The sequence below is a fragment of the Nocardiopsis coralli genome (assembly GCF_014892575.1).
Classification (GTDB): Bacteria; Actinomycetota; Actinomycetes; order Streptosporangiales; family Streptosporangiaceae; genus Nocardiopsis; species Nocardiopsis coralli.
The window spans coordinates 16,077-27,915 of record NZ_JADBGI010000025.1 but is presented as its reverse complement, the minus strand read 5'-3'; the positions used below and the strand labels follow the sequence as shown (position 1 = coordinate 27,915).

Sequence of the window (11,839 nt, the reverse complement as noted above, 5' to 3'; positions counted from 1 at the left end):
CCGCCGACGTCGAGGAGTCCCCATGAACACCCCCCAGTTGGTCGACCGGGTCCGCGCCGGTGACCGCAGGGCGCTGGCCCGCGCGATCACCCTGGTGGAGAACGGTGCGCCGCAACTGCGCGAGATCATGGCGGGCCTGGCCCCGCACACCGGGCACGCCCAGGTCGTCGGGTTCACCGGGTCCCCGGGGGTGGGCAAGTCGACCACCACGAACGCGGTGGTGCGCGCGGTGCGTGGCAAAGGGCTGACGGTCGCGGTGCTGGCCGTGGACCCCTCCTCCCCGTTCACCGGCGGCGCCCTGCTCGGCGACCGGGTGCGGATGCAGGACCACGCCACCGACGCGGGTGTCTACATCCGTTCCATGGCCAACCGCGGGCACCTGGGCGGGCTGTCGTGGGCCGCCCCGCACGCCCTGCGGGTGCTCGACGCGGCCGGCTTCGACGTGATCCTCGTGGAGACCGTCGGGGTGGGTCAGGCCGAGGTCGCCATCGCCGGGCAGGCCGACACCACCGTGGTGCTCAGCGCCCCGGGCATGGGCGACGCGATCCAGGCGTCGAAGGCGGGCGTGCTGGAGATCGCCGACGTGCTCGCGGTCAACAAGGCCGACCGGGACGGCGCCCGTGTGACCCTGCGCGAGCTGCGGCAGATGGTGGCGATGAAGGACCGCGACGACCACGAGTGGAAACCCCCGATCGAGATGACCGTCGCCGACCGGGACGAGGGCATCGGGGACCTGTGGGAACGCGTGCGCGAGCACTACGCCCACCTGGAGGCCTCCGGTGAGCTGGCCGAGCGCCGCCGCGCCCGCGCCCGCGAGGAGGTGCAGGCGATCGCGCTGGAACTGCTGCGCTCGCGGATGACGGATCCGGGGTCCGGGAAGGGCCTGGACCATCTGGCCGCCGAGGTCGCCGAGGGCCGCACCGACCCCTACACCGCCGCGGACACCCTCGCCGCCGAGCTCACCGAGGCCTGAGCCGGGGCCCTGCCGCCTGCGCCCGCCGGCCATGAGTTGGACCGGTGCGGACCCCCGGCAGGGCCCGCACCGGTTGCGACGACGGTGCTCCCCGGATCAGAGCACCGGCGCCGGTCGGTCCCGGCCTCGCGGCCGGTGTCCTGGGAGGAACGGTGCGGCCGCGCCCCGCCGCACCGCTCCTGTTCGTCCGGTCACTCGTGCAGTGCGCCGTCGACGGCACCGAGCAGGGTGCCCTCGTCGTCGTCACCGTCCAGGGACCAGGCCGTCACTCCGGCCATCCCGTTACCGACGGCCCAGGAGGCCTTCTGCTCCAGGGCGGTCCCGTCGTCGTAGGTCCAGAACGTGTCGCCGTCGTAGAGCCAGGCCACACCGAGTTCGTCGTCCCGGTGCAGGTCGAAGCCCTCGCGCCCGGCGAGGTCGCGCCAGTTCTCCGTGCCGTCCTCGTGCAGGCCCTCGGCGGGTCCGTCCGCCTCCTGGAAGAGGCCGTCGCCGTTCGGCCCGGGTTCCACGCCGGTCCATCCCTGGCTGTAGAACGGCACGCCCATGACCAACTGCTCCGGGTCGACACCGCGTTCGGTGTAGGCGGCGAGCACGTCCTCGGAGGACAGGTGCGGGCCGGGGTCGTCGGGGTGCACGACCAGGTTGGAGTGGAAGTTCGTGGTCTCCTCCCAGGTGCCGTGGTAGTCGTAACCCTGCACCGTGGCGAAGTCGAACGCGGGCATGATCTCGTCGAGCTCGAAGCCCAGGTCGAGCTTCTCGCCGGTCGCGGGGAGGTAGGCGCTCAGCGTGTGGTGCTCGCCGGTCTCCGCGCCGAGCTCGTCGAGCTGGGACCGGAACTCCTGCACGAGTGCGGTGAAGTTCTCCTTGTCCTCCTCGCGGATGACGTTGTCGGGGTGGCCGGGCGAACCGGGCCACTCCCAGTCGAGGTCGATGCCGTCGAAGACCCCCGCGGCCGCGCCCTCACCGCCGGCGCCGTCGAGCTCGGGCAGGTCCCCGCGCAGGTAGAGGTCGATGCAGGAACTCACGAGCTCCTCGCGCGACTCCGGGGTCAGCACCGCGTCGGAGAAGTTCTTCGACCAGTTCCATCCGCCGAGGGAGATCGAGACCTGCAGGTGGGGGTGGGCCTCCTTGAGCTTGAGGAGCTGGTTGAAGTTGCCGCGCAGTTCCTGTCCGGGGTCGTCGGCCACCCCGTCGACGCTGTCCTCGGCAGCAACGGCCCGCGTGTAGTCGGCGGCCGCGTCGCCCTCCGTCGGGGTCGTCGGTCATGAAGCAGCGGCCGTCCTCGGAGACGTTGCCGAACGCGTAGTTGACGTGGGTGAGGCGGTCGGCGTTGCCGGACTCCACGACGTCGCGCAGGTGGTGGTCGCGGTCCTCGGGTCCCCAGCCGGCGAAGTAGGCGACGGCGAGCCGGTCGTGGTCGGGCCCGGTCCCGGGTTCCTCGGAACCGTCGCAGGGGGCGCCGTTGACGGTGCAGTCGACCGGGTCGGTGGAGCCGCCCTGGTGGAGCCCGTTGAGGCCGAAGGTGTAGCTGCCGCCGGCCGGTACGGCGGCTCCCCAGTGCGGAGGGGTGACGGTGTAGGAACCGTCGTGGTCGGTGACGGCGGCGTTCCAGAGCTCGTGGACACTGCTGCCGTCGGGGAGGGCGAACTCGATCTCCCATTCGTGGACCGGGGAGTCGGAGTCGTTGTGCACCGTGATCTCGGCGCTGTAGCCGGTGTCCCAGCGGTCGGACTCGGTGTGGGTGACCGTGAGCCCGTGGTCGGTGGCGGTCTCCTGTGCAGAGGCCGGCGAGGCAGCGGTCGCGGTCAGGGCGAGCGGTGCCACCAACAGGGCGGCGGCCGCGGTGGCGAGGGTGGCCGGAGGACGTCGTGCGCTCACGTCGGGGGATCTCCTGGTCGAGGGAGGGGGAGTGGATCCTGGGGCGCCGGGGACGGAGGGGCGTTCCGGGGCACGTGGGGCGGGACGGGTGGGCCGCGGGCGGACGCCGTGCTGGTGGCGCTCGGAGCGGTCCGGAACAGAGGGTCATGGTCGCGGGCCTCTGACGTGGGGGGATAAATTTTTAGGAAACTTAACTAATAATTCCTGTGGTCGTCAACGGGTCACGGCCCGTGGTGGCTGTCCCCTTGTGGCCACGCCACACCCCTTGCCCCGACAGTGCCCTGGTGGTAGTCGCCCTCCGTGGCGGGAGCGTCTCCCCGCGCTGAATACAGTGATCGCGTGGGAAACCCGTTGAATCTCCCGTTCGACCCGATCGAGCGGGCACACGAGAACTGGACACGCAGGTGGGGTGCCTCTCCGGCGATGGCCGCGGTCACCTCGGTGATGCGCGCGCAGCAGATCCTCATCGGAGAGCTGGACGGGGCGCTCAAACCCTTCGGCCTGACCTTCGCCCGGTACGAGGCCCTGGTGCTGCTGACCTTCAGCAACACCGGGTCCCTACCCCTGGGCAAGGTCGGCGAGCGCCTCATGGTGCACCCGACCAGCGTCACCAACACCATCGACCGGCTCGAGAACCAGGGTCTGGTGGTCCGCCTCCCCAACCCCAGCGACGGCCGCGGCGTGCTCGCCGAGATCACCGAAGCCGGGCGCGAGGTCACCGAGGAGGCCACGCAGGCCCTGTTGGGTATGGACTTCGGCCTGGGCTGTTACTCCGACGACCAGCTGTGGGAGATGCACCGCGTGCTCACCCGCCTGCGGGTCGACTTCGGTGACTTCCCCGAACCCGCCGTGGAGGCCTCCGAACACGGCTGACCTCCGGCGGCAGGGTGCGGGCGCCGATCCGTCCGTCCCTGTACAGAATTATTTGGACGTCCTACTATTTCGGTATGGCGAACACCACGAACGGCCCCACCCAGGGCGGCGGGGCGGACGACATCGAGGCCGGGCGCGAACGCTGGCAGCGCCGTTACGACGCCGCACGCAAGCGCGACGCCGACTTCACCTCGCTGTCCGGACGCCCCCTGGAACCGGCCTACGGCCCGCGACCCGGCGCCGAGGTCCCCGGTTTCGAACGCATCGGATGGCCGGGCGAGTACCCCTACACCCGCGGCCTGTACCCCACCGGATACCGCGGGCGCACCTGGACCATCCGCCAGTTCGCCGGGTTCGGCAACGCCCGGCAGACCAACGAGCGCTACAAGATGATCCTCGCCAACGGCGGCGGGGGACTCTCGGTCGCTTTCGACATGCCCACCCTCATGGGCTACGACTCCGACTCCGCCCACGCGCTGGGCGAGGTGGGACACTGCGGCGTCGCCGTCGACTCGGTCTCCGACATGGACCTGCTCTTCGATCAGATCCCGCTCGGCGAGACCACCACGTCGATGACGATCAGCGGCCCCGCGGTCCCGGCCTTCTGCATGTACCTCGTGGCCGCCGAGCGCCAGGGTGTCCACATCACCACGCTCAACGGCACGCTGCAGACCGACATCTTCAAGGAGTACATCGCCCAGAAGGAGTGGCTGTACCCGCCGGAACCGCAGCTGCGCCTCATCGGCGACCTCATGGAGTACTGCGCCGAGCACATCCCGGCCTACAAGCCGCTCTCGGTGTCCGGCTACCACATCCGCGAGGCCGGAGCCACGGCCGCGCAGGAGCTCGCCTACACACTCGCCGACGGGTTCGGCTACGTCGAGCTCGGCCTCTCGCGCGGGCTGGACATCGACCGGTTCGCGCCGGGGCTGTCGTTCTTCTTCGACTCCCACATCGACTTCTTCGAGGAGATCGCCAAGTTCCGCGCCGCCCGCCGCATCTGGGCGCGGTGGATGAGCGAGGAGTACGGCGCCACCAGCGAGAAGTCCCTGTGGCTGCGTTTCCACACCCAGACCGCCGGGGTCTCCCTGACCGCCCAGCAGCCCTACAACAACGTGGTGCGCACCGCGGTCGAGGCGCTCGCGGCGATCCTGGGCGGTACCAACTCCCTGCACACCAACGCGCTCGACGAGACCCTCGCGCTGCCCACCGAGCAGTCCGCGGAGATCGCCCTGCGCACCCAGCAGGTGCTCATGGAGGAGACCGGCGTCGCCAACGTCGCCGACCCGCTCGGCGGATCCTGGTACCTGGAGTCGCTCACCGACGAACTCGAGGCCGAGGCCGAGCGCATCTTCGCCCAGATCCTGCACATGGGCGGCGGACGCGGCACCGAGCACGCCATCGGTCCCATGACCTCGGGCATCCTCGCCGGCATCGACAACGGGTACTTCACCTCCGAGATCGCCGAGTCGGCCTTCCAGTACCAGCAGGCCCTCGAGAAGGGCGACAAGCGCATCGTCGGCGTCAACTGCCACACCAGCACCGTCTCCGGCGAGCTCGACATCCTGCGCATCAGCCACGAGGTCGAGCGCGAGCAGAAGCAGGACCTCACCGAACGCCGCGAGAACCGGGACGCGGCCGCCGTCGACCGCGCGCTGGCCGACCTGCTCGAGGGGGCCCGGAAGCCGGAGGGCAACCTCATCCCGCTCATCATGGAGGCCGCCCGAGCCGAGGCCACCCTCGGGGAGATCTGCGCGGCCATGGGCGAGGTCTTCGGGACCCACACCGAGGACCCCCGCTTCTGAGCGCCCGGGTGCGGCCGACCACGCTGCCGGCCGCGCCCGGAACGCGGTGGGCGCCACGTGTCCCGGCGTCCACCGCCGCTGTGTGTATGCGGCAGGATGGAACCATGCAGCCTTCGGACTTTTCCCCGAACAGTGCCGTTGACCTCGGTGCGCGCAAGGCGGCCATGGAGCGTGAGGCCAAACAGCGTGCGGCGGAGTCAACGGGTCGAACCAACCCGTACGCCGTCAACATCGACGAGTCCAACTTCCAGACCGAGGTGCTGGAGCGGTCGGTGAACCTGCCGGTCGTCCTGGCCGTACTGGCGGGCTGGTCCGAACAGTCCGCGCAGGTCGAGACCGCCCTGGACAACCTCTCGGCGCGCTCGGGCGGCAACTGGTACCTGGCCAAGGTCGACAGCGAGGCCAGCCCCCGTGTCACCCAGGCGCTGCAGGTGCAGTCCCCGCCCTCGATCCTGGTCGCGATCCAGGGCCAGGTCATGCCGCTGGCGCAGGGCCCGGCCAGTGAGGAGCAGCTCCGCGAGGGCCTGGGCCAGGTCTTCGCCGCGCTGGCCCAGCAGGGGATGCTCCCAGAGGGCCACCCCGGGACCGTCGAGGTCGAGGGTGAGCCCGCCGCCGGTGCCGAGGAGGACGAGCCCGAGCCGCGGGGCCGCCCCGTCGACGTCCAGGCCCAGGAGGCGCTGGACCGCGGTGACTTCGCCGCCGCCGAGGAGGTCTACAGCAAGGCCGTGGAGGCCGACCCCTCCGACACCGAGTCCAAGAGCCGCCTCGCCCAGGTGGGGCTGGTGGGCCGTCTGCAGGACGTGGACCCCGAGTCCGCGCTGACCGCGGCCCAGGAGCGCCCCGCCGACGTCGACGCCCAGCTCGTCGTCGCCGACATGGACATCTACCGGGGCCAGGCCGAGGACGCCTTCGACCGTCTGGTCGCGACGGTCAAGCGCACCTCCGGCGACGAGCGCGAGAGGGTCCGCGCACGCCTGCTCGCCCTGTTCGACGTGCTGCCCCCGGGTGACCCGCGGGTCAACACCGCGCGGCGCAAGCTCACCGCCGCCCTGTTCTGAAGACCCCGCGCGGGCCGGCTCGGGTGTGGCCCGGGCCGGCCCGTTCGTGTGGGGTCCCGTGTGAAGTCCCGGGAGAAAAGTCCCACCGGGGATCTTCTGTCATCTTTCGCTCACCGTGGCACACAACGGAAAAAGATCGGCTTCTTCCGCACGCGCACCACGGGCCCTGCCCCGGTATGGACGGCGGGGCTCCGGGTAAGAACGGGCCACGGAAGGGCCCCCGGCCCTCAGGCGAGACCCCGGCAGGTGTGCCATGGCCAGCGATCCTCCCCGCAGCCCGGTCGTCACCGTCTCCGCCACCTACGGCGCCGGAGGCAGTGTCGTGGGGCCGGCGGTCGCCGCACGGTTCGACGTCGACTTCCTCGACCGTGCCGTCCCCTCGGCCGTCGCCGAACGCATCGGGTGCTCCCTCGACGAGGTGCGCCGACGTGACGACCGTGCCCCCGGCGGCTTCGAACGGCTGCTCGCCAGCGCCGCACGGCTCCCCACGGTGACGCTCGGCAGCGTCGACACCGCCTTCATCGGTACCACCGACGACACCGGGCGGCTCCTCTACGACCACGAGTTCGTCGAGCGCACCGAACAGGTCATCCAGGAGGTCGGACGCAGGGGCGGCGTGGTGCTCGGGCGCGCGGGTGCGTTCGTGCTGGCCGATCATCCGACTGCGCTGCACGTGCGCCTGGACGGTGACCGCGACGCCCGTCTCGACCGTGTGCGGCGCCTGTGGGAGTACGGGGACCGGCAGGAGGCCGGCGACCTCGGGTGGGGCGAGCAGGGGCCGACCGGCAAGCTCCTCGACGACAACGACCGGGCCCGCGCGGCCTACGTGCGTCGCTTCTACCGGGTGGACTCCTCCGATCCCGGCCTCTACCACGTGGTGCTCGACACCACGGTGCTGTCGTTGGAGGCCTGTGTGGACCTCGTCGTGCGCGCCGCTCTCGACCGCTCGGAGGGTGGAACCGGGTCCCCATAGCGGGTTTCGGCACGATCAGGGCTGCGGAAGTTATGCGATTTTTTACCCTGACGTTAATTGTCTTCTTGTGCTGACGTAGGTCGCTTGACTCGGGTAGTGTGAGGCGACTCGTCGAGGGTCCCCCGGGTGTGTGCAACACCCCCCGGCCGAGCTTCCGCGCAACGGACCCCAGGGCCTTCACGGCATTCCCGCCTGCCCCGAAGGCGGGCCGTGCGGTCGCACGACACCCAAGTGAGAGCCAAGGAGCAACACGTGGCCACCCTTCCCAGCGTTTCCTATTCCATCACCGTCCGGCTCGAGGTGGACGCCGGCAGCAGCGCCGTCGGCAGCCTCACCAACGCTGTCGAGCAGGTGGGCGGGATGATCACCGCGCTGGACGTGGCCGCGGCCGGACACGAGCGCATCCGCATCGACGTCACCTGCGCCGCCCGGGACACCGAGCACGCGCAGGCCATCGTCGACGCCCTCGGCGCCGTCGACGGCGTCGCCGTCCACAAGGTCAGCGACCGCACCTTCCTCATGCACCTGGGCGGCAAGATCGAGATGAGCTCCAAGGTGCCGCTGCGCAACCGCGACGAGCTCTCCATGGCCTACACGCCCGGCGTCGCCCGCGTCTCCTCGGCCATCGCCGCCAACAAGGACGACGCCCGCCGCCTGACCATCAAGCGCAACAGCGTCGCCGTGGTCACCGACGGTTCGGCCGTGCTCGGCCTGGGCAACATCGGCCCCGAGGCCGCCATGCCCGTCATGGAGGGCAAGGCCGCCCTGTTCAAACGCTTCTCCGACATCGACGCCTGGCCCATCGCCCTGGACACCCAGGACGTCGACGAGATCGTCCGCACCGTCCAGCTGCTCGCCCCGGGCTTCGGCGGCATCAACCTCGAGGACATCTCCGCGCCGCGCTGTTTCGAGGTCGAGGCCCGCCTGCGCGAGCTGCTGGACATCCCCGTCTTCCACGACGACCAGCACGGCACCGCCATCGTCGTCCTGGCCGCCCTGCGCAACGCCCTGCGCGTGGTCAACAAGAAGCTGTCCGAGGTCCGCATCGCCATGTCCGGTGCGGGCGCGGCCGGCACCGCCATCCTCAAGCTGCTCAAGCACGCCGGCGCCGAGAACATCATCGTCAGCGACGTGCACGGCGCCATCCACCAGGGCCGCGACGACCTCGACGACAACCTGCGCTGGATCGCCGACCACACCAACCCCACCGGGTACGCGGGCGACCTCAAGGGGTCGGTCTCCGGCGCCGACGTCTTCATCGGCGTCTCCGCCCCGAACGTGCTCGGCGGCGAGGACATCGCCGAGATGGCCGAGGACTCCATCATCTTCGCGCTGGCCAACCCCGACCCCGAGGTCGACCCGGACATCGCGCACCTGCACGCCGCCGTCGTGGCCACCGGCCGCAGCGACCACCCGAACCAGATCAACAACGTTCTGGTCTTCCCCGGGTTCTTCCGCGGCCTGCTCGACGCCCAGAGCCACAACGTCGACTCGGACATGATGGTCGCGGCCGCCGAGGCCCTGGCCGACGTGGTCACCGAGGACGAGATCGGCCCGAACTACATCATCCCGAGCGTCTTCCACTCGGACCTGTCCACGCACGTGGCCACGGCCGTGCGCGAGGTCGCCCAGCGGAACTCCTCCGAGAGCTGACCGCCACCCCCGGCCGCCCCGTGCGGGGGCGCGGGGCGGCCGGGGAAACAGCACGCGGGGAGCGCCGCCGGCGGGTAGAGGTGGAGCATGGACCAGTCGACACTGACCGGGCGCCTCCTGGTGGCCGCCCCCCTTCTGCAGGAGGACTCCTTCCGCCGCTCCGTCGTGTTCGTCGTGGACGACGAGGCCGACGGCACCCTCGGGGTGATCCTCAACCGTCCCCTTCCCACGGCCGTCGACGAGGTCGTTGAAGCCTGGGGCCCCTACGCCAGCGAACCCGCGGTGATGTTCTCCGGAGGCCCCGTCGGTGAGGGGTCGGGCATCGCCCTGGGTACGGTCGGCTCCGACGGGGAGCCGCCGGGCTGGGCCCCGCTCGAGGGCATCGACCCCGCGCAGGGGCTCGGCGGGCTCGGTGTGGTCGACCTCGACGGGCCGCCGGAGGTGCTCGGCGGCGCCCTGGGGTCCTTCCGCGTCTTCGCCGGATACGCGGGATGGGGCTCGGGCCAGCTCGCCGGGGAGATCGGCGAGGGCGCCTGGTACGTGCTCGAGGCCCTGCCGGGTGACGTGTTCACGACCGAACCCGAACGGCTGTGGTCGCGGGTGCTGCGGCGGCAGGGCGGCGAGCTCGCGCTCCTGTCGACCTACCCCGACGACCCCAGCATGAACTGAGGTCCGTCCACAGTGCGCGGGAGCCTATACCGTGGACTGCAAGACGTGAAAGGTGTGTGAGGAACGATGGCCATGGACATCCTCAACAAGGTCCTCCCCGACAGCGACACCAAGCCGGATCAGTCGCACGACGACGGCGACCGTGACCGTTACGCCCACTACGTGCAGAAGGAGAAGATCACGGAGAGCGCCGTCACCGGCAACCCCGTGATCGCCCTGTGCGGCAAGGTGTGGGTGCCCGGGCGCGACCCGAAGAAGTACCCCGTGTGCCCCGAGTGCAAGCAGGCCTACGAGGACATGACCAAGGGCCGCTGACCCTCGGACCTGACCGGCGGACTCTTCGAGGGCTCCACCGGGGCGGCCCCCTCGTTCCTCGGGCGCACCCGCTGCCCGCCATCCGGTTCCGGGCGGCGAGGCGCCTTCCGACGGGTTCCGCGGAACCCGGCCCGGGGCCGTTCCGTACCGCCTTCCACGGCCGCCGCGTCCGTCCTGCCTGGGCCCCTTCCCGCCGGGGAGGGGCCTTCCTCATGTCCGCGCCCCTCGGCGCCCCGCGGCCGGGGCCTGCAGGGTGGATCCGCGTTTTTACCACGTATCGCCGGACGACGTGGCAGGGTGATGCCGTCCCCCTCCGGCGGTGCGCCGGACCGGGGTGCCCCCAGGGGTGACACGGTCACCGCGTGCGGTCCCTCCGGCCGGATCCGGCCGATCCGTCGCTCTGTGCCGTTCCTCCGCCCTCGTCCGGGGTCGCGGCGGTTATCGTGGTCCTGCACGATTTGGGGCTCGGTGCCGAAAACGCCCGATCGCCGTCCGGAAGCGGACTCCGCGGGCGCGTCCCCGCTGCCGTGTTCCGACACCGGCTCGGGTCCCAGGGGGAGAGTGTCGAGACGACATCCCCGACGCGTCCGCGTTCGGGGGCCCACTCGTCGTGCCCCTTCGACAGGGAACAGGAGTAGGTCGGATTGGTGTCCACAACTGAACCGCAGTCGCACCACAGTGACGAGGACGGGGGGAGCGAGGGCCGCCCGCGGGGGCGCGGGCGCCGGCGGAGCAGGGTCCGCCCCGGCGACGTCGTGCGCGGCACCGTCCGGTTCTTCGGCGAGATCCTGCTGACGGCCGGTCTGCTCATGCTCTTCTACGCCGCCTACGAGGTGTACGGGTCCCAGTGGGAGACCGACCGCGAGCAGCAGGACCTCGCACAGGGACTCGAGGACAGCTGGGGTGCCGTGGAGGAGACCGGTCCCGACTCCGAACCCCTGCCCGGCGCGGCCGACAGCCGCCTCTACGTGCCCGAGCTCGACCTCGACTGGGTCGTGGTCAACGGCACCGAACCCGACGACATCCTCAACAGCCCCGGGCGTTACACCTGGTTCGACAGCGCGCCCGGCGAGGAGGGCAACTACGCGGTCGCGGCTCACCGCACGCCGGGCCTGTTCTGGGACCTCGACCAGCTCGACGACGGCGACGTCATGGTCGTGGAGGACGGCGAGAACTTCTACACCTACGAGGTGTTCGAGGAGGAGACGGTGCTGCCACAGGACTCCTGGGTCGTCGACCCCGATCCCTTCGACGACGCCTCCGACGAGGACCCCGAGCGGTCCCTGCTCACCCTGACCACGTGCGCACCCAAGCTCAACAACACCCACCGGCTCATCGTCTGGGCGGAGCTCACCGAGACCACGCCGAAGTCCGAGGGCATGCCGGACTCCATCGCCCACATGGCGCCGGACGCGGAGGAGTGACATGTACGGACTGATCTGGCGCATCATGCCCGGACCCTGGGTCTCCAAGCTGATCATGACGATCGGGTTGATCGTGGGGGTCGCGGGGCTGCTGTGGTTCGTGGTCTTTCCGGAGATCTCCCCGCACATGCCCTTCAACGACGGGGCCGTGAGCACGGCGCCCGGCGGCGAGGAGATCCCGGTCCCGGGCGGCGTGCCCGGTGACGAGGGCGATTGAC

10 protein-coding genes and 1 pseudogene are annotated in these 11,839 nt (G+C 70.8%); 10 read left to right on the top strand and 1 reads right to left on the bottom strand.

The genetic code is table 11. From position 1 onward, the window contains the following. The first annotated feature begins 22 nt into the window (after positions 1-22). Positions 23-973, top strand: coding sequence for a methylmalonyl Co-A mutase-associated GTPase MeaB (gene meaB, locus IDM40_RS22695; RefSeq protein WP_193124072.1), 951 nt, complete (start codon positions 23-25; stop codon positions 971-973). A gap of 191 nt (positions 974-1,164) precedes the next feature. Here meaB and IDM40_RS22690 read toward each other — a convergent pair. Continuing rightward, positions 1,165-2,851: pseudogene (locus IDM40_RS22690) on the bottom strand (glycosyl hydrolase family 18 protein). 351 nt (positions 2,852-3,202) lie between these two features. On the opposite strand from IDM40_RS22690, the gene IDM40_RS22685 reads away from it, so the two are divergent. The 9 genes from IDM40_RS22685 (at position 3,203) to IDM40_RS22645 (ending at position 11,838) form a co-directional block, all read left to right on the top strand. After that, positions 3,203-3,724: a MarR family winged helix-turn-helix transcriptional regulator gene (locus IDM40_RS22685; protein WP_193124135.1), complete on the top strand. Its 522-nt coding sequence runs from the start codon at positions 3,203-3,205 to the stop codon at positions 3,722-3,724. A gap of 74 nt (positions 3,725-3,798) precedes the next feature. Further along, a complete protein-coding gene (locus IDM40_RS22680; protein ID WP_193124071.1) occupies positions 3,799-5,529 on the top strand; it encodes an acyl-CoA mutase large subunit family protein in 1,731 nt (576 codons plus the stop codon). Between the two features lie 104 nt (positions 5,530-5,633). Next, positions 5,634-6,587 (top strand): tetratricopeptide repeat protein, encoded by a 954-nt coding sequence (locus IDM40_RS22675; RefSeq protein WP_193124070.1) that lies wholly within the window; start codon positions 5,634-5,636, stop codon positions 6,585-6,587. Between the two features lie 253 nt (positions 6,588-6,840). Next, entirely contained in the window at positions 6,841-7,560 is a 720-nt protein-coding gene (locus IDM40_RS22670; RefSeq protein WP_193124069.1) for a cytidylate kinase-like family protein, read from the top strand. A 252-nt stretch (positions 7,561-7,812) separates the two neighbouring features. Continuing rightward, complete coding sequence (locus tag IDM40_RS22665) at positions 7,813-9,213, top strand: NAD-dependent malic enzyme (RefSeq protein WP_193124068.1); 1,401 nt, start codon at positions 7,813-7,815, stop codon at positions 9,211-9,213. An 87-nt stretch (positions 9,214-9,300) separates the two neighbouring features. Beyond that, a complete protein-coding gene (locus tag IDM40_RS22660; protein WP_193124067.1) occupies positions 9,301-9,882 on the top strand; it encodes a YqgE/AlgH family protein in 582 nt (193 codons plus the stop codon). A 66-nt stretch (positions 9,883-9,948) separates the two neighbouring features. Then, the gene (locus IDM40_RS22655; protein WP_193124066.1) at positions 9,949-10,197 is read left to right on the top strand and encodes a DUF3039 domain-containing protein; all 249 of its coding nucleotides are present in this window, start codon (positions 9,949-9,951) and stop codon (positions 10,195-10,197) included. Between the two features lie 644 nt (positions 10,198-10,841). Next, positions 10,842-11,621, top strand: a complete 780-nt coding sequence (locus tag IDM40_RS22650) for a class E sortase (RefSeq protein WP_193124065.1) — start codon at positions 10,842-10,844, stop codon at positions 11,619-11,621. A gap of 1 nt (position 11,622) precedes the next feature. Then, the gene (locus IDM40_RS22645) at positions 11,623-11,838 is read left to right on the top strand and encodes a hypothetical protein (protein ID WP_193124064.1); all 216 of its coding nucleotides are present in this window, start codon (positions 11,623-11,625) and stop codon (positions 11,836-11,838) included. The last annotated feature ends 1 nt before the right edge of the window (position 11,839 follow it).